This window comes from Dactylosporangium sp. CA-139114 (assembly GCF_050955725.1).
GTDB lineage: Bacteria > Actinomycetota > Actinomycetes > Mycobacteriales > Micromonosporaceae > Dactylosporangium.
The window spans coordinates 2,687,794-2,712,463 of sequence record NZ_CP192080.1 but is presented as its reverse complement, the minus strand read 5'-3'; the positions used below and the strand labels follow the sequence as shown (position 1 = coordinate 2,712,463).

20 protein-coding genes are annotated in these 24,670 nt (G+C 75.4%); 9 read left to right on the top strand and 11 right to left on the bottom strand.

Translation table 11 applies throughout. The annotated features are described in order from the left end of the window. Nucleotides 1–307: 307 nt before the first annotated feature. The 3 genes from ACQP2P_RS12230 to ACQP2P_RS12220 all read right to left on the bottom strand — a co-directional run bounded on the left by ACQP2P_RS12230 (nucleotide 308) and on the right by ACQP2P_RS12220 (nucleotide 7,463). Nucleotides 308–451 (bottom strand): hypothetical protein, encoded by a 144-nt coding sequence (locus ACQP2P_RS12230; RefSeq protein WP_433615651.1) that lies wholly within the window; start codon nucleotides 449–451, stop codon nucleotides 308–310. A gap of 986 nt (nucleotides 452–1,437) precedes the next feature. After that, complete coding sequence (locus tag ACQP2P_RS12225; RefSeq protein WP_433615649.1) at nucleotides 1,438–4,470, bottom strand: FtsX-like permease family protein; 3,033 nt, start codon at nucleotides 4,468–4,470, stop codon at nucleotides 1,438–1,440. After that, complete coding sequence (locus ACQP2P_RS12220; protein WP_433615648.1) at nucleotides 4,467–7,463, bottom strand: FtsX-like permease family protein; 2,997 nt, start codon at nucleotides 7,461–7,463, stop codon at nucleotides 4,467–4,469. Before ACQP2P_RS12220 ends, ACQP2P_RS12225 begins: the two co-directional genes overlap by 4 nt. A 115-nt stretch (nucleotides 7,464–7,578) precedes the next feature. On the opposite strand from ACQP2P_RS12220, the gene ACQP2P_RS12215 reads away from it, so the two are divergent. The 3 genes from ACQP2P_RS12215 to ACQP2P_RS12205 all read left to right on the top strand — a co-directional run bounded on the left by ACQP2P_RS12215 (nucleotide 7,579) and on the right by ACQP2P_RS12205 (nucleotide 10,754). Then, nucleotides 7,579–9,141: an Hsp70 family protein gene (locus ACQP2P_RS12215; protein ID WP_433615646.1), complete on the top strand. Its 1,563-nt coding sequence runs from the start codon at nucleotides 7,579–7,581 to the stop codon at nucleotides 9,139–9,141. Nucleotides 9,142–9,143: 2 nt separating this feature from the next. Next, nucleotides 9,144–9,647 (top strand): hypothetical protein, encoded by a 504-nt coding sequence (locus tag ACQP2P_RS12210; RefSeq protein WP_433615644.1) that lies wholly within the window; start codon nucleotides 9,144–9,146, stop codon nucleotides 9,645–9,647. A gap of 327 nt (nucleotides 9,648–9,974) precedes the next feature. Then, on the top strand, nucleotides 9,975–10,754 hold the full coding sequence (locus ACQP2P_RS12205) for a methyltransferase domain-containing protein (RefSeq protein WP_433615643.1): 780 nt from the start codon (nucleotides 9,975–9,977) through the stop codon (nucleotides 10,752–10,754). Between the two features lie 236 nt (nucleotides 10,755–10,990). Here ACQP2P_RS12205 and ACQP2P_RS12200 read toward each other — a convergent pair whose 3' ends face one another. Continuing rightward, nucleotides 10,991–11,272, bottom strand: coding sequence for a MarR family winged helix-turn-helix transcriptional regulator (locus ACQP2P_RS12200; protein WP_433615641.1), 282 nt, complete (start codon nucleotides 11,270–11,272; stop codon nucleotides 10,991–10,993). A 152-nt stretch (nucleotides 11,273–11,424) separates the two neighbouring features. Between ACQP2P_RS12200 and ACQP2P_RS12195 the strand changes: the two genes are divergently transcribed. Both ACQP2P_RS12195 and ACQP2P_RS12190 read left to right on the top strand, forming a co-directional pair. Next, nucleotides 11,425–11,586 (top strand): hypothetical protein, encoded by a 162-nt coding sequence (locus ACQP2P_RS12195; protein ID WP_433615639.1) that lies wholly within the window; start codon nucleotides 11,425–11,427, stop codon nucleotides 11,584–11,586. Then, nucleotides 11,583–12,770 carry an NAD(P)/FAD-dependent oxidoreductase gene (locus tag ACQP2P_RS12190; protein WP_433615638.1) on the top strand — a complete coding sequence of 396 codons (1,188 nt, stop codon included), beginning with the start codon at nucleotides 11,583–11,585 and terminating at the stop codon, nucleotides 12,768–12,770. Before ACQP2P_RS12195 ends, ACQP2P_RS12190 begins: the two co-directional genes overlap by 4 nt. Before the next feature lie 15 nt (nucleotides 12,771–12,785). Here ACQP2P_RS12190 and ACQP2P_RS12185 read toward each other — a convergent pair whose 3' ends face one another. From ACQP2P_RS12185 to ACQP2P_RS12170, 4 genes are all read right to left on the bottom strand, one after another. After that, complete coding sequence (locus ACQP2P_RS12185) at nucleotides 12,786–13,622, bottom strand: carbohydrate ABC transporter permease (protein ID WP_433615636.1); 837 nt, start codon at nucleotides 13,620–13,622, stop codon at nucleotides 12,786–12,788. Between the two features lies 1 nt (nucleotide 13,623). Next, complete coding sequence (locus ACQP2P_RS12180; protein WP_433615634.1) at nucleotides 13,624–14,505, bottom strand: carbohydrate ABC transporter permease; 882 nt, start codon at nucleotides 14,503–14,505, stop codon at nucleotides 13,624–13,626. Nucleotides 14,506–14,507: 2 nt separating this feature from the next. Next, nucleotides 14,508–15,914: an N-acetylglucosamine/diacetylchitobiose ABC transporter substrate-binding protein gene (gene ngcE / locus ACQP2P_RS12175; protein WP_433615632.1), complete on the bottom strand. Its 1,407-nt coding sequence runs from the start codon at nucleotides 15,912–15,914 to the stop codon at nucleotides 14,508–14,510. A gap of 75 nt (nucleotides 15,915–15,989) precedes the next feature. Beyond that, nucleotides 15,990–16,949: an N-acetylglucosamine kinase gene (locus tag ACQP2P_RS12170; RefSeq protein WP_433615631.1), complete on the bottom strand. Its 960-nt coding sequence runs from the start codon at nucleotides 16,947–16,949 to the stop codon at nucleotides 15,990–15,992. A 53-nt stretch (nucleotides 16,950–17,002) separates the two neighbouring features. On the opposite strand from ACQP2P_RS12170, the gene ACQP2P_RS12165 reads away from it, so the two are divergent. From ACQP2P_RS12165 to ACQP2P_RS12150, 4 genes are all read left to right on the top strand, one after another. Next, the gene (locus tag ACQP2P_RS12165; protein ID WP_433615629.1) at nucleotides 17,003–17,899 is read left to right on the top strand and encodes a MurR/RpiR family transcriptional regulator; all 897 of its coding nucleotides are present in this window, start codon (nucleotides 17,003–17,005) and stop codon (nucleotides 17,897–17,899) included. Further along, the gene (gene murQ / locus ACQP2P_RS12160) at nucleotides 17,896–18,801 is read left to right on the top strand and encodes an N-acetylmuramic acid 6-phosphate etherase (protein ID WP_433615627.1); all 906 of its coding nucleotides are present in this window, start codon (nucleotides 17,896–17,898) and stop codon (nucleotides 18,799–18,801) included. The genes ACQP2P_RS12165 and murQ overlap by 4 nt, the downstream gene beginning before the upstream one ends. A 104-nt stretch (nucleotides 18,802–18,905) precedes the next feature. Next, nucleotides 18,906–20,129 carry a C39 family peptidase gene (locus ACQP2P_RS12155; RefSeq protein WP_433615625.1) on the top strand — a complete coding sequence of 408 codons (1,224 nt, stop codon included), beginning with the start codon at nucleotides 18,906–18,908 and terminating at the stop codon, nucleotides 20,127–20,129. 6 nt (nucleotides 20,130–20,135) lie between these two features. Further along, nucleotides 20,136–22,037: an N-acetylmuramoyl-L-alanine amidase gene (locus ACQP2P_RS12150; protein ID WP_433615624.1), complete on the top strand. Its 1,902-nt coding sequence runs from the start codon at nucleotides 20,136–20,138 to the stop codon at nucleotides 22,035–22,037. On the opposite strand, the gene ACQP2P_RS12145 is transcribed toward ACQP2P_RS12150, so the two are convergent. From ACQP2P_RS12145 to ACQP2P_RS12135, 3 genes are read right to left on the bottom strand one after another with little or no spacing between them, the layout of a single operon-like run. Next, a complete protein-coding gene (locus ACQP2P_RS12145) occupies nucleotides 22,030–22,800 on the bottom strand; it encodes an NlpC/P60 family protein (RefSeq protein WP_433615622.1) in 771 nt (256 codons plus the stop codon). The genes ACQP2P_RS12150 and ACQP2P_RS12145 overlap by 8 nt on opposite strands. Continuing rightward, nucleotides 22,797–23,894 carry a mandelate racemase/muconate lactonizing enzyme family protein gene (locus tag ACQP2P_RS12140; protein ID WP_433615620.1) on the bottom strand — a complete coding sequence of 366 codons (1,098 nt, stop codon included), beginning with the start codon at nucleotides 23,892–23,894 and terminating at the stop codon, nucleotides 22,797–22,799. The genes ACQP2P_RS12145 and ACQP2P_RS12140 overlap by 4 nt, the downstream gene beginning before the upstream one ends. Next, nucleotides 23,891–24,670 (bottom strand): serine hydrolase, encoded by a 780-nt coding sequence (locus tag ACQP2P_RS12135; RefSeq protein WP_433615619.1) that lies wholly within the window; start codon nucleotides 24,668–24,670, stop codon nucleotides 23,891–23,893. Before ACQP2P_RS12135 ends, ACQP2P_RS12140 begins: the two co-directional genes overlap by 4 nt.

Here is a 24,670-nt window from a genome sequence, read left to right as displayed (position 1 = left end):
CACCAGTTTCGCGCTTTCGTCCGATCCCGCATAGCAGCCAACTCGCGCGAGCTGAACAACTGCATCTGCCCCATACCAAGAATTATCCCAGAATACGACTGAAGCCACGATCCCCGACCAAGCCGCCACGCACATGGTGAACATTTTGAAGAGACATTCGCCAGCGGCCTTTGACTCGGCCGACCCGCGTCACCGGTGGCTCGTGCGAACGCGGCACTGGTGTTGTCGGCGTGGTCCGCGTTCGGTGACAGGGGATCGTTGGTGACGCTGTTTTGCGTGTGCGGCACGGTATCGTCGGCGCGGTTGTCTACAGCGAGAGGCGACCGTTGGCGACGCTGTTTCGCGTGTGCGGCACGATATCGTCGGCGCGGTTGTGAACAAGCGAGAGGCGACCGTTGGCGACGCTGTTGGCAGGGGTGGGTACGCCGTCGTCGGCGAGGTCGGCGGGCATGTAGGCGTGGTGCTTGGTCGGTGCAGGCGTACCAGTCCAGCAGCATGTGCGCCCGGCTGGTGCGGGCTGAGACGGCGGACTCGCCGTCGGGTGTACCGCGTGAGCCGTTTGCCGCGCGTTCGCCTGCTGTCCGAGGCCGGAACCGCTTGGCGCTGGGCCGTCGAGAGGCGGTCGCGGGTCCAGTTCGCCGCGGCGCGCACGCGGGACGGCACGAACGACACGCCGTGGGACGGCACGGCTTGCACACCGCGAGACGGCGCGGCACAGGACCACGCGGCACGGCACGGAACAGCGCGGGACCACGCGGCACGGCACGGCACCACGCGGCGCGGCGCGGCACGGAGCGGGACCACGCGGCACGGCACGGCACCACACGGCGCGGCGCGGCACGGCATGGCAGGGCAGGGCGCGGGACCACGCGGCACGGAGCGGGACCACGCGGCACGGCGCGGCGTGGGACGGCGGGGCGGGGCGAAGCGGGATGTCGTGGCCCGAGTGGTCGTCGCCACCACGCCGAACAGCAGGGTCAGCAGTCACGTCGGCGGCAGCACGGAGCCGGCGGCAGCACGGAGCCCATGCGGCGGTACGGCGCAGGTGAAGCGGCGAGCGCGCGGGACAGTTCGTCGCGGAGCCCATGCGGCGGCGCGGCGCACGTGAAGCGGCGAGCGCGCAGGACAGTTCGCCACGGCGCACGGGAGGCGGCGCAGCGCATGTGAAGCGGCGAGCAGCGTGGGACAGTTCGTCGCGGTGCGCGGGTGGTGGGGTGGCGCAGGTGACGTGGCGAGCGGCGTGGGACAGTTCGTCGCGGCGCACGGCGGCGCGTGGCGCACGTGAAGCGGCGAGCGGCGAGCGGCGTGGGACAGTCCGCCACGGCGCACGGGAGGCGGCGCAGCCCACGTGAAGCGGCGAGCGGCGAGCGGCGCGCGGCAGTTCCACGCGGTGCGCGGGTGGCGGGGTGGCGCTGGTGAAGCGGCGAGCGGTGGGGGTCAGTTCGTTGCGGTGCGCGGGTGGCGGGGTGGGGGCGGGGGCGTCGTGGCGCGGGCCGTCGTTGCCGCCACCGTGACCAGCAGGAGCAGCGTCAGCAGCCACGCCAGTGGCACGGCCGGGCCCGTGGGCCAGTGTGGTAGCGGCAGGGCGGGCATCGGTTCGCCGAAGACGGGCAGTGCCCAGCCCGTCAGGCGCCACGCGATCAGGGCCGTGGCCAGGCCCGGCGGCGCGGCCGCGAGGACCAGGGCCGGGTAGGTCCACAGCGCGACCCGCGCCGCCGCGCGCCGTGGGAGGCCCTGGGCGCGCAGGGCGGCCAGGTCGGCGCGCCGGTCGCGGCGGTCCACGGCGATGACCAGTGCCAGGCCGCCGGCGGCGAGCAGGACCGCGAGCGCGCCGGCCAGCACGTGGAACCACAGTGACAGGGCCGGGCCCTGCGCGGCCAGGCGAGCCCGCGCGTCGGCGATGCCCGTGTCGCCGACGATCACGAGGCCCTGGGCGGCGAGGCGGTTCAGGACGTCCGGCGGGGCGGCCGGGCCGAGCCAGACCTCGGGGGCGTTGGCGATGCCGGAGTCGGTGCTGAGGCGCTCGGCGTATTCGAGGTCGACGATGGTCCCGTCGAGGCCGAGCCGCGGGACGGCGTCGAGGCGCGCGGCGAGGGTGACCGGGATGTCGAGGCCGTCGAGGCCGCGGATGGTCCCGGCGGGCGCGGTGGCGGCGACGGGGAGCGGGAGCGGTACCTCCGCCGGCTGCACCCACGCCCCGTGCGGCAGCCCGTCGGGGGCGTCGACGCCGATCCGCAGGCCGTCGGGCGCGGCGGTGAGCGTCGCGTCGGCGGAGCGCCAGCGGGCCAGGTCGGCGAGCTGGGCGCCGGTGGCCGCGGTGCGGGCCGGGTTGATCGTGCGCACGGCGTTGAGCACGACGGTGAGGCGGGTCGCGGTCGCGGACGGCTCCAGGTTCGTGAGGTGCACGCCCACGAGCCGGCAGCCGTCCGCGCAGTCGCTGACGCGCTGCTGGTAGGTGCCGGTGCCGTTGTGCACGGCGCCGAGGTCGACGTTGGCGCGGCCGTGCGGGCCGGCGAGCACGAGCTTCAGCGCGACCGGGTTGTCGGGGCGGGCGCCGGTGACGGTCGCGTCGATGGTGACGTCCTGGCCGGGGACGGTCAGCCCGGCGTCGTGCACGGGCGGGCGCAGGCGCTCGGCGAGGCGGGCCGGGTCGGTCTCACCGTAGGCGCCGAGCCAGGTGGAGGCGGCCGCGAGGCGGGTGGTGTCGACGGCGAGGCGCGGCGCCTCGCCGGGGCTGCCCGCGGGCAGCTCGACCACGGCCATCGCGTAGGCGCCGGCTGGATCCGCGGCCCGCACGGCCTGCAGCAGCTGCTCGCGGCCGACGGAGGCGACGGTGAGCACCCGGGGCGCGCCGGTGGAGATCTGCGCGGCGAGGTCGCGGTCGCGGGCCGCGAGGTCGGTGGCGGTCACGGCGTAGCCGAGCACGGCCACGGCCGCCACGAGCAGCAGGATGAGCCGCTGGGCCCCGGCCCGGCGGGACAGCTGGAACGCGGCGAGCGCGGTGGTGAGCCGGCCCCGGCGCAGCGCCCGGGTGCCGGCGAACCGGGCCAGCGGCGTGACGGCCCGGGCGGTGAGCAGCGCGAGCGCGAGGATCACCAGGGCGGGCGCGACGATCGCGACGCCGGTGAGCGAGCCGCCGGTGAGGAACAGCTGGACGGTCGCGGCGGCGGCGAGCACGGCGACGACGGCCTCGCCGGTGCGCACCCGCCAGCCGGCGGCGCGGCGGGAGATGCGCCGCAGCAGCCCGGCGACCGGTGCGGCCAGGTGCCGGCGCTGGGCCACGAGCGCGGCCGCGACCGCGCCGAGGAGGGCGACCGGGGCGTACCGCAACGCGTCCACGGTGAACACCGGCGCCCCGACGCCGGGGAACCGCCAGGCGACGAGGGCGGCGACGAGCAGCTGCCCGGCGACGCACCCGGCCAGCCCGCCGAGCAGGATCGCCGCCAGCCCCTCGCCGAGGGTCAGCCACCAGCGGGTCCACCAGCGGGCGCCGCGCAGCGCGACGACGGCGAGCTCGGGCCGGCGCCCGGTGGTGGCGTAGTCGGCGGCGATGAACAGCACCGCGTAGGCGAGCAGCAGCAGCGGGGCGGCGCCGGCCGGGACGCTGTGGCGGGCCAGCTCCTGGCTGGCGTCGATGCGCGCGAACAGCCGGGGCATCTCGGTGGTGACGATGAGCCCCTGGCCGAGCTGGGTGGCGCGGGACTTCAGCTCGGCGAGGCGGCGGCGGGTGTCGGGCAGCCCGGCGGCGGTGAGGGCGGCGGGTCCGGCGGTCACGTCGACGGACAGCGTGGTGGTGCCGTGGTCCATCGCGGCCATGGTCGCGGCGCCGGTGAAGACCGGCTCGCCGGGCCGGCCGGCGGTGTCGAGGTCGAAGTACCCGTGGCCGCCCCAGTAGGTCTCGGCCGGGTTCGAGGGCCGGTAGGTGCCGGCGACGGTGAGCCGGGCCGGGGTGCCGTCGGCGACGTAGGTCGGCTGGGAGTTGCTGCCGCCGAGGGCCGCGAACGTCAGCGTGATCGGGTCGCCGGGGCCGAGCCGCAGCCGCGCCGCGGTCTGCTCGCCGAGGACCACGTCGCCGGCCCCGGCCAGGCAGCGCCCGGCGACGATGGTCAGGTGGGCGCAGGCGTCCTGGCGGTAGGTCACCCGCGACGCGCGCACCTTCTCCGGCTCGATGCCGACCGCGGGGAAGTCGGCGCCGTAGACCCGGTCGAACCCGGGCAGATCCACGAGGCCGCCGGCGACGTCGGTGAAGTCGAACCCGTCCGCGTCGCGGGCGTTGACGGTGGCGGTGATGCTCAGCGAGCGCTCCCGCGCCGCGGCCGTCTCCACCTGCCCGGCGACGATGGAGCGGTCGACGGCCTGCAGGTAGGCCGGGGCCGCGACGGCGGCCGCGACCGCGAACATCGACAGCAGCGCCAGCACGAGCGCCTGGCCGCGCCGGGCCCGCAGCATCGACAGCAGCAGCGAGATCATCGGGTCTTCCCTTCGGCGCGCCCGGCGGTGGCGGCCCGCCAGACGAGGGCGAGCAGGAGCAGGGCCGCGGCGGCGGTCGCGAGCAGGGGCAGCGGCGGCAACGGCTCGGGCGGGTCGGGCGGGTTCCAGCCGTCGGCGAAGTACGGCAGCGACGGCCCGGACGCGAAGCGCGCCACGATCGCGGCGAGCAGCCCGGTCAGCGCCCCGGCGAGGACGACGGCTCCGGACCCGGCCCGGCCCGCGGCGGCGGCGGTGCGCGCGGCGAGCCCCTGCACGCGCAGGGCCCGCAGGTCGGCGCCGCGCTGGCGGCGCTCGGCGGCGACCGCGACGGCGAGGGCGGCGGCCGCGGCGAGCAGCCCGAGGACGGCGGCGAAGAGCCGGTAGCGCTCGGCCACGGCGGGCCCGCGGGCGGCGAACCGGGCCGCCCGCGCCCCGGTGTCGTCGGCGCCGAGGATCGTCAGCCCGGCGGCGCGCAGCCGATCCTCGACGCCGGGCCCGGCCCCGGCGGCGAGCCACACCTGGTAGGTGCCGGCCGAGGACCCGCCGGCGCCGAGGCGCTGGGCGGCGTCGAGGTCGACGAGGACGCCGGAGCCCCCGACGACGGGCAGCATCGGCGCGGTCCCGGCGACGTGGACGGGAACGGTGCCGCCGCCGAAGAGGTCGAGCGTGGGGTCGCCGAGGCGCCACGGGGCCGGGGCCTCGCCGGCGAGGACGGCGGGCAGCGGCAGCGCGGCGGCCATCACGTAGACCCGGTCGTCGAAGTTCCAGGCCACGTCGGGCAGCGTGAGCGTGAGCGCCCCCTGCCGCGCGCTGACCTGCACCGCGGGGCCGGCCGCGCCGGTGCGCCACTGCCGCGGGTCGCCGAGGAACGCCGCGTCGAGCACGCGCCCGGCCGGGGCCTCCTGGCGCAGCTCGGTGATGGTGAGCACGGCCGCGGCGACGTCGCTGGGCGGGGTGGCGGGCCCGGCCTTCGGCGGGGCGTCGTCGGCGTTCGCGGGCCGTGGCTGGAGCAGGTCGAGGCTGACCACCCGGCAGCCCTCGGCGCAGCCGGCGACGTCGGCGGCGGCCTCGTGCTCGCCCGGGTCGAGGGGGCCGAGAGTGAGCCTGGCCGACCGGCCGGTGACGGTGTTCTGCACGGCGACGGCGAGCCGGACCGGCCCGGCGCCGTCGTTGCGGGCGCGCAGCACGAGCCGGCCGCCGGTGACCGCGGGCGCGTCGGCGCCGGTGCCGGGCGGGACGAGCACGGGCCGGGGTCCCCACTGCGGCAGCCACGCCGCCACCGCCGGGAGCCGGGCCGCGTCGACGGCGACGACGGGCGGGGCCGCGGCCGCGTCGACGATGGCCGCCATCGCCTCCCGCCCGCCGGGGTCGGCGCGGCGCACGGCGCCGAGCAGCGCGGTCGGGTTGGCGGCCCGGACGGTGAGCACCCGCGGCGCGCCGAGTTCCTGCACGGCGCGCGAGTCGCGGGCGTCGAACCCGGCGAGCCAGCCCCCGGTCGCGGCGCACAGGCCGGCGACCGCGACCGCGACGAGGGCCATCAGCCGGTCGGCGCCGGGCTGGCGGGACAGCGCGACGGCGGCGAACCCGGCCCGCAGCCGCCCCGCCCGCAGGGCGCCCGCCCCGGCCCGGGAGGCGGCGGTGGCGAGCATCCGGGCGGCGACCACGGCGACGACGACGGCGACGAGCAGCGGCACGGCGGTGCGCAGCCCGGTCCCCCACAGCTGAGCGGCGGCGAACCCGGCGAGCACGACGAGGACCACGTCGACGGCGGCCCGGCGCGCCCTTCCCGGCGACGGTACCCTCCGCAGCAGCGCCCCCACCGGTGCCCGCAGCACCGCCAGCTCCCCGGCGGCGAGCGCGGCCAGCCCGCCGAGCACCCCGGCGACGGCGGCGAGCCCGGCCGGCAGCCACGGCCCGAGCACCCCGTCGAACGGCGGCGCGAACCCGGCCGCGGGCCCGCCGAGCAGGCGCCCGGCGAGCCATCCGAGCGCGAGCCCGATCGGCAGGGCGGCCAGCAACGGTACGGCCAGCTGCCCCACCCCCAACCGCAGCGCCCGCGGCCGGGATCCGCCGCGCAGCTGCAGCAGCGCCGCGTCCCCGCGCCGTTCGCGCGCGGTCTGCCGGCCGGCCAGGGCGAGCGCGAACCAGCACAGCACCACGGTGCCGAGCGTCCCGGCGAGCGCCCCGCCCCGGATCGCGGCCCGGTCGGCGGTGATCCGGTCGACGAGCTGCTGCCCGGGCGCGACGAGCGTCATCCCGCCGCGGCTCAGCGCGAAGCCGGCCGCGCGCAGCCGCTCGCCCGCCGGTGAGCCGGGGTCGGTGAACGCGGACTCGGGCAGCTCCGCGGTGTAGGCGAACACCGGCCCGGCCAGCTGCGGGCTCTCGAACGTGTCGACGGCGGTGAACAGCGGGTCGAGCCCGCCGGCGTCGGCGCGGAACAGCGAGTCGCCCCAGTAGACGCCGCCGGGGTCGGCGAGCTCGTAGCGCCCGACGACGGTCACCGGCACCGGCTTCGCCCGCGGCTGGTTGCGCAGCGTGAGCGTGTCGCCGGTGTGCAGCCCGAGCGCGTCGGCGGTGGCGGCGCTCACCAGCACCTCACCCGCGGCCTGCGGGCAGCGCCCGTCGAGCCGCAGGTGCTCGCAGACGTCGTCGCGGTGGGCGACCGAGACCCTGGGCGTGGTCTCGGCGCCGTCCAGCAGCATGTTCACGGTGATGCCGAGGCGGCCGGCTCCGGGCAGCAGGCGCTCGACGGTGTCGCGGTAGGCGGCCAGCGCCGAGCGCGGATCGCCGTCCGCGTTGGTCTGGCGGCGCACGGAGATGGTGCGCTCGGCCGCGGGCGCGGCGGCGGCATCGGCCGCGGCGGCCCGGCGCTCGGCCCCGGCGGCGAACCACGGCCCGGCGGCGGCCGCGGTCACGAGCAGCACGGCGAGGGCGAACACGGCCCACGCCTGCGCGGCGCGCGCCCGGAGCGCGCTGAGCACCAGTCCGAGCACGGGGTGCCTCCTTCGGGGTCGGTCGCAATGGGCACCTTACGCGGCGGGTCCGACAGTTTTGGCGAGCCGATCGACCGATCGCCATGTGCCGCACGGCATCCCTATGCTTCGCGGCGTGCCGGACGCTGCGCTCGGAATCGACTACGGAACGTCGAGCACCGTGGCCGTCCTGCGCCATCCCGGCGGCAAGGTGCGCCCGCTGCTGTTCGACTCCTCGCCGCTGCTGTCCTCGGCCGTGTTCCGCAACGACGCCGGGCGCCTGCTCGTCGGCCGCGACGCCGAGCACGCCGCGCGCCTCGACCCGGCCCGCTACGAGCCCAACCCCAAGCGCCGCATCGACGAGCTCGAGGTGCTGCTCGGCGACCGCGCCGTGCCGGTGCCCGAGCTGGTGGCGGCGACCCTGATCCGCGTGCGCGCGGAGGCGCTGCGCACCCTCGGCGGCCCGCCCGCGACGCTGACCATGACCTGCCCCGCGACCTGGGGCTCGGCCCGCCGCCAGGTGCTGCTCGACGCCGCCGCGCTGGCCGGGCTCCCGGTGCCGGCCCTGGTCGCCGAGCCCGTCGCGGCCGCCACCTACTTCGCGGCCGTGCTCGGTCATGCGGTACAGCCCGGTCAGTGCGTCGTCGTCTACGACCTCGGCGCCGGGACGTTCGACGCCAGCGTGGTGCAGCGCACCGCCGACGGATTCCGGGACCTGGCCTGCCGCGGCCTCGACGACGTCGGCGGCCTCGACCTCGACGCGCTGGTCGTGGCGCACGCGCGCACGGTCGTCGAACCGGCCGCGCCCGGCACCTGGACCCGGCTCACGGCGCCGCAGTCGGCCAGCGACCTGCGCCACGCCACGATGCTGTGGACCGACGCCCGGCACCTGCGCGAGACGCTGTCGCGGGAGTCCTCGGCGAGCATGTTCGTCCCGGTGGCGGACCAGGAGGTGCTCTTCACGCGGCAGCAGTTCGACGCCGCGGCCGAGCCGGTCCTGGCCCGCACCGTGCAGCTGGCCCTGACCACGCTCAAGGAGGCCCGGGTCCGGCCGGATGCGGTCGCGGGGTGGTTCCTCGTCGGCGGCGGTACCCGTACGCCCCTGGTCGCCACCATGCTGCACCGCGCCACGGGCGTCGCCCCGACGGTGCTGGAGGAGCCGCAGCTGGTGGTCGCCGAGGGCGCCCTGCACCTGGCCACGATGCCCGCCGCCGCGCCCGTCCCCGCCGCGGCACCGCCCATCACGGCACCGCCCGCCACGGCACCGCCCATCACGGCACCGCCCGCCACCGCACCGCCCGTCGAGGCCGCACTACTCGCGACCACCCCGATCACGGCCACGCCGGTCGTCGCGGCGCCGGTCGACGAGCGGCTCTGGCCCGATCCGCCGGAACGCGCACCGCAAGCGCCCCCCGAAGCGGCGAAGACGGCGCGGCGAGGAACAGGTGTCGGCACCGGGTTCCAGGAGCTGTTCGCCCTGGTGGCCGCCGCGTTCGCGGCCCTGCTGCTGCTGTCGCCGCTCGCCCTGGGCGACGTGAACGTCCTGAGCCTCGTCGCCGGTGGCGGGTTCGGGCTCGCCGTCGTCTGGCGGGTCGTGAGGCTGCGCCGCCCGGGACCCCGGGCCGTCGACTGGGTCGCCATCGCGCTCGGCGGCCTGATGATCGCGCTGACGGCGGCCCGCTATCTGGCGGTGATGTGACCATGGCCGACTTCGCGTCCTACCTGTCCGATCAGGCGAACGCCGGCGCCGTCATCGCCCTCGGCGCCACCGCGACCGCGGTCTGGGCGACCCGGACCGCGCGCTCGGAGCCGGCCGAGGCCGACGATGCCCCGGCCGTGCCGAAGCCGCTCGGGGGCGGCGCCGAGACCTGGGCGGTGGCGGCCGTGGCCGTCGCCGCGATCGTCGCGGCGCTCGCCTCGCCCAGACCGCTGGGGCTGCCCTTCGACTGGCTGGTGGTGCTCGGACTCGTCCTGGCCGCGACGCTGCGGGGCTACCGCCTGAGCCGGCCCGGGCCGGCCGTCCTGGACCGCCTGGCCGCCGTCCTCGCCGTCGTGCCCGGCTGCGCCCTGCTCGCCGGGGCGATGTTCATGGCGTTCGATGGCACGTCAGGCGGCCGGGTGCTGCTGTGGATGCTCGGCTACGCGGTCGCGGGCGCACTCGCCCTGATCGTCGGCCTGCGCTGGCAACGCGCCGCCCGGGCCTAATTCGCCGGACGGCACCGGGGCCGGGGCACGGTCGGCGGGCCGGCGCATGATCCGGACATGCCCTCGTCGGTGAGGGAGACCGCCGGTCGTACAGCGGCGGTTCACCCACGCCCGCGAGGGTCCGCCGCATGGCCACCGACGCGGCGGTCGACGAGATGCAGGCGCGCTTCGAGGGCGAGGGCGCGCCGGCGGGGCGAGCTCGCCGGGGAGCGGGGGGCGGCCGTGGCACCGTTGCCGTGGTACCGCGGCCCGCTTGTCCGCCTGATGTCGGATTGACGATCGGATTCCGGGCAGTCAGGCGGCGTGCCGCCGGGCCAGACTGGCGGGATGGCGAACGATCCGGATCCCCGCGGGCGGCTCAACGGGGCGCTGGACCAGGTGGCCGCGAACCCCGAGATCCAGCGCGTGCGCGAGGTCGCGTTCGCCGCGCTGCACCTCGAGCCGGGGCAGCGCATCCTCGACGCCGGGGCCGGGACCGGCGAGGTCGCGCGGCTGCTCGCGACCCGGCTGTGCGGCAGCGGCGCGATCGTGGCGCTCGACGCCTCGGCCGACGCGATCGCCGCGGCGGTCGCCCGCGACGAGGGGACCCGCGTGCGGTACACCCAGGGCGACGTGACCGCCCTGGACTTCCCGGATCGCTGGTTCGACGCGGTGCGCTGCGAGCGGGTGTTGCAGCACCTGGCGGAGCCCGACCTCGCCGTGGCGGAGCTGGCCCGCGTCACCCGGGCCGGCGGGCGCGTGTGCCTCGTCGACACCGACTGGGAGTCGGTCGCCGTCGACGGGCTGCCCCGGCCGCTGGTCGCCCGGGTCCGCGAGCACCTGCTCGCGACCGTGGCCGGCCAGCACCTCGACATGGGCCGCACGCTGCGGCGGCGGCTGCTGGGCGCGGGGCTGCGCGAGGTGAGCGCGGTGCCGGTCGCGCTGTACTTCCCGGACCCTCTCGCCGCCGCGGCCGTGCTGCCGATGGTCAACCCGATGGTGCCGGCCGAGTCCGGCCTGATCCCGGACGACCTGCGCGAGGACTGGTTCGGCGCGCTGGGCGAGGCGGGCGAGCGCGGCGACTTCCTCGCGACGCTGACGATGTGGGTGGCAACCGCGACCGTGTGACCCAGCGACCCAGCGACCCAGCGGCCCAGCGGCCCGGCGACCCAGCGGCCCAGCGGCCCAGCGGCCCAGCGGCCCAGCGGCCCAGCGGCCCAGCGGCCCAGCGGCCCAGCGGCCCAGCGGCCCAGCGGCCCAGCGGCCCAGCGGCCCAGCGGCCCAGCGGCCCAGCGGCCCAGCGGCCCAGCGGCCCAGCGGCCCAGCGGCCCAGCGGCCCAGCGGAAGTGTGGCCCGAGGGTAGGTCAGGCCTCGGCGGCGGCGAGCAGGTCGCGCAGGAGGGCCGACAGCCGCTTGTGGCTCGCCTCGGGCAGGCGCTCCAGCACCTCGCGCTGCGCGTCCAGCCCCATGACGACCGCCTCGTCGATGACCTCGCGGCCGCGGCCGGTGATCACGAGGCCGCGCCGGTCGGCCGGGTCCGGGGAGCGGGTCACCAGGCCGGCCCGCTCGATGCGGTCGAGCCGGCCCGTCAGCCCGCCCGTGGTCAGCATCAGCGACGCGCTCAACGCCTTCTCGCTGGTCGGCACCGCCGGGGCCTACCTGCTGTCGGTTCCGCGGCGTGACGACCCTCCCGCCCGCCCGCCCAAGTGACCCTGTTCGGCCTGCTCAGCGCGGTCGTCGCGGCCGCCGCTGGATCGCGCTGGGCCGGTCGCTGTCGGCCGGGCAGCTCGCCGGGGCCGTGACCGTGCTGATCGCGGTGCTGATCGGCACCGGCGCCGGCAACCGCGCTGCGGTCGACGGCGGCGTGCAGGCGACCCTGCGCCGCGAGGACCTCGGCGCCGTTTTCCGCAGACGATGTACGTCGATGCTGGGCACCGGTGGCGGTAGGGTCGCACCGTGAGCTTCGACGCCATCGTGGTCGGCGCGCGCGTCGCCGGCTCCCCGACCGCCATGCTGCTGGCCCGGGCCGGCCACCGGGTGCTCCTGCTCGACCGGGCCACGTTCCCCAGCGACGTCATCTCGACGCACCTCGTGCACGTGCCGGGGATGGCCCTGCTGCACCGCTGGGGCCTGCACGACGCCGTCGCGAACGCGGGCGCCCCGCGGCTCGCGCGGTTCACCATGGACTTCGGCCCGTTCGTCATCAGCGCCCCGCCCCCGCCCTCGGACGGAGCCGCGCATCCGTACTGCGTGCGCCGTACCGTCCTCGACGCCATCCTCCTGGACGCCGCCCGCGCGGCCGGGGCCGAGGTGCGGGAGGGCGTGACCGTCGAGGGCCTGCTGCGCGACGAGTCCGGCCGCGTGACCGGGGTCCGCGGCGACGGCTTCGAGGAGCGCGCCCGGATCGTCATCGGCGCGGACGGCCTGCGCTCGGTGGTGGCCCGCGAGGCGGGTGCCGGGACCTACCACGACACCCCGTCGCTGACCGCGTGCTACTACGCCTACTACCGCGGCCTGCAGCCCCGCGACAACGCCGAGATCTACCAGCTGGGCGACCGCGCGGTGGTGCTCTTCCCGACCAACGACGACGCGACCTGCGTGTTCGTGGCGTGCCCGAGCGCGCAGTTCCACGACTTCCGCACCGACGTGGAGGCCCACTACGCCGAGGCCCTCGCACGGGTACCGTCCGTGGCCGCCCGGATCGCCGCCGCCGAACGGGTCGGGCGCATGCACGCGACCGCCGACGTGCCGAACTTCTTCCGCACGCCGGCCGGGCCGGGCTGGGCCCTGGTGGGCGACGCGGGCTACCACAAGGACCCGGTGATGGCCGCGGGTATCACCGACGCCTTCGTGTGCGCGCAGCTGCTGGCCGACGCGGTCCACCGCGGACTCCGCGGCGGCGACCTGGACGCGGCCGTGCGGGCCTACGCGCAGGAGCGCGACCGCCGCTTCCTGCCGGCCCTCCAGCTGACCTGCCAGCTGGCGTCGATGGAGCCGCCGAGCCCGCAGATGGCCGCGCTGTTCGCCACGATCGCGGCGAGCCCCGCGGAGTCGACCCGCTTCTTCGGCGTCATGCAGGGCAGCACGCCGATCCCGCAGTACTTCGCCCCGGACAACCTCGCCCGCATCATGTCCGCCACCTGAGCCGCCCGGCCGCCGCTATTTGAGGTGGCCGGCGGTGAGGCCGGACTGGACCTGGCGCTGGAAGACCAGGTACAGCAGCAGCACCGGCAGCATCGCGATCGTCATGCCCGCGAACAGGCCGCCGAAGTCGCCCGCGTAGCCCTCGTTCACGGCCAGGGCGGTCAGGCCCTGCGCCAGGACCCAGCGCTTCTCGCTGCCCTCGCCCTGCATCAGCACGATCGGGAAGATGTACTGGTTCCACTGCGTGAGGAAGTTGAAGATGCCCACGCTGATCAGCCCCGGCCGGGCCATCGGCAGCATGATGCGGAAGAACAGGCTCCAGTGCGAGCAGCCGTCCACGAGGGCCGCCTCGGCCACCGCCGTCGGCAGGGTGCGGAAGAACGCGGTCAGGAAGAACACCGTGAACGGCAGCGAGTACGCGGTGTAGACGAGGATCAGGCCGGGCAGCGTGCCGAGCAGGCCCAGGTTCTTGACCACGAAGAAGAGCGGCACCAGGGCCAGGAACACGGGGAAGACCATGCCGCCGGCGAAGGCGTAGTAGACGACGCGCATGCCGCGCAGCTCGTAGCGGGCCAGGACGTAGGCGGCCATGGCGCCCAGCAGCATGGTCAGGGCCAGCGCGGCGGCGACCACGATGGTGCTGTTGAGGAAGTAGCGGCCCATGTGGGCCTCGTTCCAGGCGCGCGTCCAGTTCGAGAAGCGCAGCGACGACGGCAGGCTCCAGGCGCCCGAAAGGATCTCGTCGTCGCTCTTGAAGGAGCTGACCACCGCCCACAGCAGCGGGAAGGTGGTGAGCAGCGCCCAGCCGAAGAGGAAGACGTGGGAGAAGGCGTTGCCGAGGCGGGGGCGCACGTCAGTACTCGATGCGTTCGCGGCGGGTCAGGCGCAGGGACGCGATCGCGACCGTGAGGGTCACGAAGAACATCGCGACGCCGATCGCGGAGGCGTAGCCGAACTTGGCGTCGCCGAAGGCCGTGTTGTAGAGCCGCAGTCCCACGACGTCGGTGCTGAACCCGGGGCCGCCGTTGGTGATGATCTGCACGAGGGCGAATGCGTCCAGGGCGACGATGGCGAGGTACACCCACGCCACCTGAATCGTGTCCCACAGCAGTGGCACGGTGATCCGCCACAGGGTGGTGAAGCGGCCCGCGCCCTCGAGCATGACGGCCTCGTAGATCTCGCGCGGGATCGCGGACATCGCGGCGCCGAAGAGCACCACGTAGAAGCCGACGTTGCTCCACACCATCACGACGAGCACCGCCCAGAAGGCCACGCCGGGGTCGCCGAGCCAGGTGCGGGCGAGCGAGCCCAGCCCGGCGGCGCGCAGGAAGCCGTTGACGAGGCCGCCGTTCGGGGCGTACATCTCGCGCCAGAGCACGCCGACGATGGCCACCGAGAGCACCTGCGGGAAGAAGTACACGATGCGGTACACGGCGCCGAAGCGCACGCCGTGGATGTTCAGCATGGAGGCGAAGAACAGGCCCAGCACGATGGTGGCGACGGGCAGCACCGCGAGCAGGACGGCGTTGTGCCGCAGGGCGTTCCAGAAGTACTCGTCCGACAACAGCCGCGTGAAGTTGCCCGTCCCGACGTAGTCCCACGTCGGGCTCAGGCCGCGCCAGTTGGTCGTGGAGACCTGGAACGCCTGCAGGTAGGGCGAGACGACGAAGACGGCGTAGACCGCCACGGCGGGCAGCAGGAACGTGATGGCGAACAGGCGCCGACCGTGGCGCATCCTCAGCTGCTCCGCTTGTACTTCTTGATGGAGTCGTCCTTGGCGATCGCGTCCGCGCCCTTCTGGCACTGCTCGACGAACTGCTTGGCGTTGATCTGCTTGGTGAACAGCGCCCCGCACGCGGCGTCGACGAGCTCGCGCTCCAGCTTGCGGTAGTAGGAGTTGTACACCCAGTTGAAGCCCTTGTCACCGGAGGCCTTGAGCGCCTTGGTGACCGACGCCAGCCCGGGCGGCAGGTTCACGCCCTGGTCGAGCCCGGCGACGCAGGTGAGGCTCGCGACCCGGTTGGTGAAGTCGATCGCGCCCTTCTTCGACAGCATGACGCGCAGGTACTCCAGCCCGCCGGCGACGTTCTTCGCCTTGGCCGGCACGATGAACGGCTCGCCGGTCGTGCCCCGCAGCGCCTCGAACGGCAGCTTGTCGGAGGCGGACAGGCTCGGCGTCGGCGCGACCGTCATCTGGAAGCCGGGCGGCGTGACGGCCTTCTGCTCGCTCTCCAGCCAGGAGCCGCACGAGATGAACACGGCCTTGCCCTTGCACCACTCGGTCTGCGACTGGATGTGGTCGAGCCCCTCCGAGCCGGGCATGATGTAGCCGTCGACCGCCAGCTGCGAGTAGGCGTCCGCGGCGGTGAGGATCGCCTCGTGCTTCCACGCGTTGGGCTCGAGGTTGTCGATGGCCACGAGCACGTCCTGGCCAGCGAGCTTCGCCGCGGCGGACAGGATCGGCCACGACATGTACCGCGGATGCTTGCCCTGATAGGTCCAGGGCGAGATGCCGGCGGCCTTGACGGTCTTGCACAGGGCGATCATCTCGTCCCACGTCTTCGGGTACTGCCACCCCTTGTCCTGCATGAGCTTGGCGGAGTACCAGATCCCGTAGACGGTGTAGGTGTAGTTGAGCGCCATCGTCTTGCCGTCGTAGGTGCCGGGCAGCAGCGAGCCGGGCAGGAGCGTGTCGCGCACCTTCTTGGCCGGGTCGTCGATGCTGGGCGCGTCCAGCAGCGGCCCGAGGTCGGCCAGGGCGTCCTGCGAGACGAGGCCGTTGAAGTCGATCTGGCCGGCGCCGGAGTTGTCGATGACGTCGGGCGGGCTGCCGTCGACGAAGCGGGGCTGCAGCGTCTGGCCGATCTGCTGCGTCGCCGAGTGCTTGATCTGCGCCTGCGGGTACCGCTCGCTGTACATCGCCTCGTGCGCCTTGGCGTAGTCCTCGCCGAAGCCGCCGTTGAACACGACGATCTCCAGCGGCGCGTCCTGCTTGACGCCGAGCGGGTTCGCGGCGTTCTTCGCGCCCTGCTCGGTGCTGGAGGGCTTGTCGTCGCCGCCGGACAGCGCGCACGCGCCCAGGGTGGCCGAGGCGGCGGCCAGGGCGCTCGAGCCGAGCAGGGCCCGCCGGGAAAGAAGACTCATCGCCGCTCCTTCACAAGGGACGTCTGTCGATGACAATGAAGGTTTCCAACCAAACTTGCAAGAGGCGGTAGATTGTTACCGGGTCAGGCGGGCGTGCACCCGGGCATCCGGGGCCGCGCCGATGACCTGCGTGATCGCCAGCCAGAGGGCTCCCGCCGGGCCGTACGTCGCCGCCATGGGCACGATCCGGTAACGCTCCCGCACCGCCGCCCGGATGCGATCGGCCACCGGGCCGGGCGACAGCAGGACGGAGCCCGCGAGCACGACGGCCGGACGGGGCAACGCGGCGCGCCCGGCGACCGTCTCCAGGGTGTGCAGCAGATGCTCCGCGGCCTCCTCGACGAGCGCCACCGCCACCGCGTCGCCGTGCACGGCGAGCGCGCTCACGGCCGGCGCGAGGGCACCGAGCGCGGCGGGCGGGCGGTCGAACGCGGCGCGCAGCAGGGCCTGGTCGTCGCCGGCCGGGACGCCGAGCAGGGCGCTCAGCGTCCGGGTGAGCGCCGTGGCCGGGCCACGGCCGTCGAGCGCGCGCAGCACGGCGCGCAGGCCCGCGCGGCCGAGCCAGACCGCCGAGCCCTCGTCGCCGAGCAGCCAGCCGTACCCGTCGCAGCGATGCGTCAGCCGCCCGCCCGCGAACGCGGCCCCGACCGCCCCGGTGCCGGCGAGCAGCAGCAGCCCGTCCGGCGCCGGCGAACCCGCGGCGAAGCCGACCTCGAGGTCGGTCACCGCGACCACGCGCCCGCCCAGCCCGGCCGCGCGCCAGGCCGCCTCGGCCGCCGCCTGGGTCGCGCCCCGCGCGGCCGCCCCGCCCGCGATCCCGACCACCCCGAGCGCGACCCGCGCGGCGTCGTCCCCGGAGCGGGCGAGTAGATTGCGCAGCGCGGCCGTGAGCGCCTCCACCGGCGCCGCGCCGCTCGAGTTGCGGTTGGCACCACCCGACTCCGCCCGTGCCCGGACGGTGCCGTCCAGGTCACTCAGCGCGCACCGCGTGGTCGTGGCGCCCGCGTCAACACCGATGACCAGGGGCTCAGGCATCGCGTCACCGCATTCCATTGACGAAACCGACGAGGCAACGGAAACTTTTCCACATGACGGACGACGCTCGCCAGGTCTCCACGGCCGTGAAGATCCGCGGGCTCCTGCCCTCGCTGTCACGGGCCGAGCAGCGGGTCGGCCGGATCATCATCGAGGAGGCGGCCACCGCGGCGCAGATGACGATCACGGAGCTGGCCAAGCGCGCCGACACCTCCGAGACCACGGTCATCCGCTTCTGCCGCGCCATCGGCGTCTCCGGCTACCCCGAGCTGCGGCTCAAGCTCGCCGCCGAGGCCGGGCGGGTGCAGGACGACCCGGCCCAGGAGGCGATCGGCAGCGACATCAGCCGCTCCGACGACCTCGGCCAGGTGGTCAAGACCATCGCCTACGCCGACGCCCGGGCCGTCGAGGAGACCGCCGCCCAGCTCGACCTGCAGGCGCTGGGCAAGGTCGTCACCGCGATCGCCGCGGCCCGCCGCATCGACATCTACGGTGTGGGCGCGAGCGCGTTCGTGGCCCAGGACTTCCAGACGAAGCTGCACCGCATCGGGCTGACCGCCTACGCGTGGTCGGACCTGCACCTGGCGCTCACCAGCGCGGCCCTGCTCGGCGAGGGCGACGTCGCGATCGGCATCTCGCACACGGGCACCACCGTGGACACGATGGAGGCCTTCGCCGAGGCCGGGCGGCGCGGGGCGACGACGGTCGCGCTCACCAACTTCCCGAAGTCGCCGATCACGCGCGTCGCCGACCTGGTGCTGACCACGGCCGCGCGGGAGACCACGTTCCGCTCGGGCGCGATGGCCAGCCGGCTGGCCCAGCTCACCGTGGTCGACTGCGTGTTCGTCGGCGTCGCCCAGCGCACCTACGACCGCACCCGCACGGCCCTGGAGTCGACCCGCGACGCGGTGCGAAGCCGGCGGACCAAGGCCGATCGGGGCCGCTGGTGAGCGTCTCCCCCGGGGTCTCGCCCACCGAGGAGCGCAACCCGCACACGGTCGCCATCGACCAGCTGCCCACGCTCGACATGCTCCGGCTCATCAACGCCGAGGACGCCAAGGTCGCTCCGGCGGTTTCCGCGGTACTGCCCGACGTCGCCGAGGCCGTCGAGCTCGCGGTGACCGCCCTGCGCGCGGGCGGGCGCATGCACTACTTCGGCGCGGGGACCTCGGGCCGCATGGCGGTGCTGGACGCGGCCGAGCTGCACCCCACGTTCGGCATCGGCTACGAGCGGGTCGTCGCCCACATCGCGGGCGGGCTCCCGGCTCTGCACACCGCGGCCGAGGGCGTGGAGGACGACGCCGAGCTCGGCGCGGCCGCGGCGGCCGAGCTGGCCGCGGGGGACCTCGCCGTGGGCGCGACGGCCAGCGGCACCACCCCCTACGTCGGCGGCGCGCTGCGGGCCGCCCGCGCCGCCGGGGCCGGCACCGTGCTGATCTCCGCGAACCCGAACGCGCCGCTGGCCGAGCTGGCCGACGTGGTCATCGCGGTCGACACCGGCCCCGAGGCGATCACCGGCTCGACCCGCATGAAGGCCGGCACCGCCCAGAAGCTGGTGCTCAACGCGCTGTCGACGGCGGTCATGGTCCGGCTCGGCCGCACGTACTCGAACCTGATGACCGACATGGTCGCGAGCAACCGCAAGCTGCGCGGCCGCCAGGTGCGCATGCTCGCCCAGGCGACCGGGCTGCCCGCCGAGGCCTGCACGACCGCCCTGGCCGAGGCGGGCGGCGAGTCGAAGGTCGCCCTGGTGGCGCTGCTGGCCCAGACCCCGGCCGCGAACGCCCGCCGCGCGCTGGAGCGCTCGGACGGCGTGGTGCACGCGGCCCTGACCGAGCTGCACAGTCGGTAAAAAACCTTCGTCGGACTGGATCCGGTTGGAAGGTATCGACATCGATGCCGGTGGCGGTATAGCGTGCCATCAATCAATCGCCTCAGGTTTCCCCTGGAGGAGCGATGGCCCTCATCCCGGCCCTGGTCGCGACCGCCGTGCTCGCCGCACCGCTCGGCGCACCACCAGGCGCACCACCGACCACCCCGGCCAGGCACGACGAACAGATCTCCTTCCACCGGTGGCGCACCTTCCAGCACTGGCAGCGCGGCAGCGCGGACGGCTGGGAGACCGCCACCTGGACCTCACCGCGACAGCGGGCCGGCTTCGGCGCGAGCGAGCTCGTCGCCTCCTGGAACGCCGACACGCCCGCGGGCACCTGGCTGCAGGTCGAGCTGCTGGGCACGTACACGAACGGCGAGAGCACCCCGGCCTACGTCATGGGCCGCTGGGCCGCGGGCGACCAGGACATCGAACGGTCCTCGGTGGACGGTCAGGGCGACGCCCACTCCACCGTCTACACGGACACGTTCTCCATCGACGACGTGTCCAAGGGCGTGCTGCTGGACAGCTACCGCCTCCGCGTGACCCTGTTCCGCAAGCCCGGCCGGCCCTCGTTCCCGCACGTCCGGCAGGTCGGCGCGATGGTCTCCAACGTGCCGGACCGGTTCACGGTCGCCCCGAGCGCCGGGCACATCGCCTGGGGCCGGGAGCTCACCGTCCCGCGGTACTCGCAGAACATCCACATCGGACAGTACCCGCAGTACGACGGCGGCGGCGAGGCGTGGTGCTCCCCCACCTCGACCGAGATGGTCGTCGAGTACTGGGGCCGGGGGCCCAGCGCCGCCGACCTGGCCTGGGTCGACCCGTCCTACGCCGACCCGCAGGTCGACCACGCGGCCCGGATGACCTACGACTACACCTACGCCGGCGCCGGGAACTGGCCGTTCAACACCGCCTACGCCGCGACGTTCGGGCTGACCGGCATCGTGACCCGGCTGCACTCCCTCGACGAGCTGGAGCGCTTCATCGCGGCCGGCATCCCGGTCGTCACCTCGCAGTCGTTCCTCGCCTCGGAGCTCACGGGCGCGAACTACTCGACCTCCGGGCACCTGTTCGTGGTCGTCGGGTTCACCGAGACCGGCGACGTCATCGTCAACGACCCGGCCTCGTCGTCGGACGACGCGGTCCGCAACGTCTACCGGCGCACCGAGTTCGAGCAGGTGTGGCTGCGCACCAAGCGCCACCGCGCGGACGGTTCGGTCGCCTCCGGCAGCGGCGGCATCGCATACCTCATCGCACCGCCGGGCAAGGCGCTGCCCCGCGTGCCCGGCTCGGACAACTGGTAGGTCCACATGAGACTCTTCGCCGTCGCGGTGCTCGGCGCCACCGTCCTGGTCGCGCCCGGAGTTACACCGCAGAGACAACAAGACTTCGCCGACGCGGCCCGGGCGGCGGGTGTACCGGCCGAGGTGCTCCTCGCCGTGTCGTACCTGGAGTCGCGGTGGGACACCAACCGAGGCGCCCCCAGCACCAGCGGCGGCTTCGGCCCCGTGCACCTCACCGATGTCGCCGCGGTCACCGCCCGCCACGACGGTATCGAGGACGCGCGGGGCGACACCGCCCGACCGTCCACGATGGATACTCCGGCCGGCGCGCCGGTGCCGGGGACGCGGACGCTCGACCGGGCCGCCGAGCTCACCGGGCTCGCCAAGGACCGGCTGCGCACCGACGCGCGGGACAACATCCGGGGCGGCGCCGCGCTGCTGGCCTCCTACCAGCGCGACCTCGGCGCGCCGGGCGGGGCCGGCAGCGACCCGGCCGCCTGGTACGGCGCCGTCGCCCGCTACAGCGGCGCGGACACCGCCGACGCGGCCGGGGACTTCGCCGACGAGGTGTACGCGACGCTGCGCGACGGCGCCGACCGGGTCACCGACGACGGCGAGCACGTGACGCTGAGCGCGCACGCGGCGGTGCGCCCGCAGGTGGCCTGGCTCGACCGGCTCGGGCTGCGCCGGCCGCCGCGGCCCGACGGCGTCGAGTGCCCGCCGGACCTGCCCTGCGAGTGGATCCCGGCCCCGTACGCGGATCTCGGCGGCGGGGACTACGGCAACCACGACCTCGGCGACCGGCCGGCGAGCCAGCGGGTGCGCTACATCGTCATCCACGACACCGAGGAGTACTACGACCGCACCGTGCAGCTGGTGCAGGACCCGGCGTACGTCAGCTGGCACTACACCATCCGCTCGGCCGACGGGCACGTGGCCCAGCACGTGAAGGCCAAGGACGTCGCGTGGCACGCCGGGAACTGGTACGTCAACGCGGCCTCGGTCGGCATCGAGCACGAGGGCTTCGCGGCCGAGGGCGCCTGGTACACCGAGGCGATGTACCGCGCGTCGGCGAAGCTCGTGCGCTACCTCGCCGCCCGCCTCGACGTCCCGCTCGACCGCGGCCACATCGTCGGCCACGACAACGTGCCGGGCACCGTGCCGTCCACCGTGGCCGGGATGCACTGGGACCCGGCGCCCTACTGGGACTGGGGACACTACTTCGACCTGCTGCACGCGCCCTTGCGCGCCACGGGCACGGCGCACACCGGGCTGGTCACCATCGACCCGGACTACGACGCGAACCGGCCCGCGTTCACCGGCTGTGACGGTACGACGGCCGGCCCCTGCCCTTCCCACGGCGCCTCCGCGCTGGTCCTGCACACCGCGCCCGACGCGAACGCCCCGCTGCTGAGCGACCCCGGGCTGCACCCCGACGGCTCGGCGTCGACGATGGCCCTGTCCGACACCGGATCGCGGGTCTCGGCCGGCCAGACCTACGCCGTCGCCGGGCGCTCCGGCGACTGGACGGCGATCTGGTACCTCGGGCAGCGCGGCTGGTTCCACAACCCGCCCGCGCACCCGACGGCGAAGTGGGCGACGGGCCTCGTCGCGGTGCCGAAGCCCGGCAAGGCGACGATCCCCGTCTACGGCCGCGCGTACCCGGAGCAGGCCGCGTACCCGGCGGGCGTGCCCTACCAGGCGATCACGCCGCTGCAGTACACGTTCGCGGCCGGGCAGCGGTACGCGGTCGCGGGGATCGTGCCCGGCGAGTACTACCGCGCGGTGTCCTTCGACGGCTCCGCGCCCGGCGACCGGACGGTGATCCGGGGCCAGAACAGGTACGTGCAGATCCAGTTCGGACACCGGTTCATGTTCGTCAATCTGGACGATGTCCAGCTGGTGCCGTCGCCGTCGCAGCTCACGTAAGGATCGGGCGCGCCGCGCCGGTGAGCGTGGCGGCCCGGGCCGGGGGCAGGGGCTCCTCGACCACGACCCGCGCGTCGCCGCACGCGTGCAGCATGACGCCCGGCTCCACCACGATGCCGACGTGGTGGATCCGGGCGCCGGGCAGCGCGAAGCAGTACAGGTCGCCGCGGCGCTCCCGGCCCAGCGGCACCGGTTCGGCGGCGGCCGCCTGGTCGCGGGCGTCGCGGGGCAGCCGGACCCCGGCGCGGCGCCAGGCGAGGTGGACGAGGCCGGAGCAGTCGATGCCGTGCGGGGAGAGGCCGCCCCAGACGTACACGGCGCCGAGCAGCCGCCGCGCGGTCCGCAGGGGGTCGGGCGCGTCGGCGCGCACGTCGGACTCGGCGACCCACAACGGCTCCGCGGCCCCCGGCACGTGCACGGGCCGCCACCCGTCGCGGCTCGGGCCGGCCGCGACGAGCCGGGTGCCGAGCGCGACACCGGGCATGGCGAGCGTCCCGTTCGGCTCGTCCCGCAGGTCCGTCGAGAGCGCGTCCACCATGGACACCGGGCCGTCGAGGTCCGCCGCCTCCGCGAGCTGGGTGATCGGCAGCCAGCCGGGGTAGTCGCCCTGGCCGGGCAGGGTGACCCGGGCCCAGCCGTCGGCGTGGACCTCCTTGACCTCGGCCGCGTCGCCGAGCAGGGCCTGGGTCACCACGTTCGGCGGGGTCCGGTGCTCCGGGTCGCGGTAGAGCGTGGCGAGCGGGATGCGCACGGTGTGCGTCATGACGGCTCCTCGAGACTCAGCCCCAGTCCTGGCGCGTCGGGCAGCACGACCTCGGCGCCGTCGTAGCGCAGGCCGCCGCTCACCGGGGAGGCGCCCAGGAACCAGGCCGCGTCGAGGTCGGAGACGACCGTGGTGCCGCACGCGGCCACGAGGGCGGCCGCGGCGCCGACGCCGATCTCCGTCTCCATCATCGAGCCCACCATGGTGCCGACGTCGTGCGCGGCGGCGAGCTCGAGCAGGGTGCGGGCCGGGCCGAGGCCGCCGCACTTGGCCAGCTTGACGTTCACCAGATCGGCGGCGCGGCGGCGGATGACCTCGGTCAGGTCGCGGACCCCGAAGACCGCCTCGTCGGCCAGGATCGGCACGTCGACGCGGGCGCTGACCCAGGCCAGCCCGTCGAGGTCGGCCGCGGGCACGGGCTGCTCGACGAGCTCGACGTCCAGGCCCGCGTCCTGCATGCCGCGGATGGCCCGCACCGCGGCGCGCGGGGTCCAGCCCTGGTTGGCGTCGAGGCGGATGCGGGCGTCCGGGCCGGCCGCGGCGCGGATGCGGGCGACGCGGGCCACGTCGGCGGCGGCCGCGTCGCGCTCGCCGGCGCCCTTGCCCACCTTGACCTTCAGCACCCGGAAGCCCTCCGCGACCCGGGCGGCGGCGGCCGCGGCGAGCTCGTCGGGGCCGCCCGCGGGCAGGGTGACGTCGGTGGGCACGCGCAGCCGGGCGCCGCCGAGCAGCCGCACGAGCGGGATGCCGAGGCGGCGGGCGGCGAGGTCGTGCAGGGCGGTGTCGGCCGCGGCCTTCGCCGCGAAGTTGCGCACGGCGGCGCCCTGGACCGCGCGCAGGTTCGCGTTGAGGTCATCGGCGTCGCGGCCGGTGAGCGCGGGCCCGATGAGCTGGGCCACGCAGGCCTCGGCGCCGGCGACGGACTCGCCGGTGACCTTCCAGACCTCGGGGGCCTCGCCGAAGCCGGAGCGGCCGTCGGCGTCGACGACCTCGACGATCAGGCTCTCGGCGGTCGTGGCGGTGCGCAGGGCGGTGACGAACGGGGTGTGCAGCGCCACGCTGACCCGGTGCGTGCGGACGGCCTCGATCGTCATCGGACCCGCCCCGCCCAGGCGTCCGCGGAGATCTCGGCGATCCGGCGGCAGGCCCGCTCGTCGTAGTCGTCCGGCGGGACGCCCCGCGAGGTGGTGCAGACGGCGATCACGTACGGCTCCGCGTCGGGCGGGGTGACGAGGCCGGCGCTGTGCCGTACCCCCGTCATCCAGCCGTTCTTGTGCGCGACGCGCACCCCGTCGGGCAGGCCGGCCGCGAGGTCGACGCGCCACTGCTGGTCGGCGAGCAGGTCGAGCATCTCCGCGCACGCCTGCGGCCCGGCGAGGGTGCCGCGGTGCAGCGCGGTGAACAGCGCGGCCAGGTCGGCGGCGGTGACGACGTTGTCCAGTCCGGCGTCGCGGGCCGCGTAGTCCTCGATGCCGCGGGCGGTCACGCTGTGCGCCGCGCCCGCGAGCCGCCACACCTCGGCCACGGCGGGCAGGCCCACGCGGGCCAGGAGCAGGTTGGTGGCCAGGTTGCTGGAGCGCACGATCATCCGGCGGGCCAGCCACCGGGCGGGCACCGCGGTGCCGAGGTGCGGCCAGACCTCGTCGTCATCGTCGTAGGAGCGGTCGTTGTGGTACCGCGAGCCGTCGCCCAGGGCGCTTGCGAAGTCGTTGACGACCGGCACCGGCTCGTCGAGGCCGCCGGTGCGGTACAGCGCCGCGAGCACGGCCACCTTCATCGTGCTCGCGGCGCCGTGGAGGCGGTCGGGGTCCTGCACCTGCCGGGGCGGGCCGCCGGGGCGGCCCACCCACACCGAGACGTAGCTCGTCAT

Coding starts and splice junctions, on each gene's coding strand:
- ACQP2P_RS12230 (WP_433615651.1), bottom strand. CDS start 451: ATGCCCGCCGACCTCGCCGACGACGGCGTACCCACCCCTGCCAACAGC.
- ACQP2P_RS12225 (WP_433615649.1), bottom strand. CDS start 4,470: ATGATCTCGCTGCTGCTGTCGATGCTGCGGGCCCGGCGCGGCCAGGCG.
- ACQP2P_RS12210 (WP_433615644.1), top strand. CDS start 9,144: ATGGCCGACTTCGCGTCCTACCTGTCCGATCAGGCGAACGCCGGCGCC.
- ACQP2P_RS12205 (WP_433615643.1), top strand. CDS start 9,975: ATGGCGAACGATCCGGATCCCCGCGGGCGGCTCAACGGGGCGCTGGAC.
- ACQP2P_RS12180 (WP_433615634.1), bottom strand. CDS start 14,505: ATGCGCCACGGTCGGCGCCTGTTCGCCATCACGTTCCTGCTGCCCGCC.
- ngcE (WP_433615632.1), bottom strand. CDS start 15,914: ATGAGTCTTCTTTCCCGGCGGGCCCTGCTCGGCTCGAGCGCCCTGGCC.
- ACQP2P_RS12170 (WP_433615631.1), bottom strand. CDS start 16,949: ATGCCTGAGCCCCTGGTCATCGGTGTTGACGCGGGCGCCACGACCACG.
- ACQP2P_RS12165 (WP_433615629.1), top strand. CDS start 17,003: ATGACGGACGACGCTCGCCAGGTCTCCACGGCCGTGAAGATCCGCGGG.
- ACQP2P_RS12155 (WP_433615625.1), top strand. CDS start 18,906: ATGGCCCTCATCCCGGCCCTGGTCGCGACCGCCGTGCTCGCCGCACCG.
- ACQP2P_RS12150 (WP_433615624.1), top strand. CDS start 20,136: ATGAGACTCTTCGCCGTCGCGGTGCTCGGCGCCACCGTCCTGGTCGCG.
- ACQP2P_RS12145 (WP_433615622.1), bottom strand. CDS start 22,800: ATGACGCACACCGTGCGCATCCCGCTCGCCACGCTCTACCGCGACCCG.
- ACQP2P_RS12140 (WP_433615620.1), bottom strand. CDS start 23,894: ATGACGATCGAGGCCGTCCGCACGCACCGGGTCAGCGTGGCGCTGCAC.
- ACQP2P_RS12135 (WP_433615619.1), bottom strand. CDS start 24,670: ATGACGAGCTACGTCTCGGTGTGGGTGGGCCGCCCCGGCGGCCCGCCC.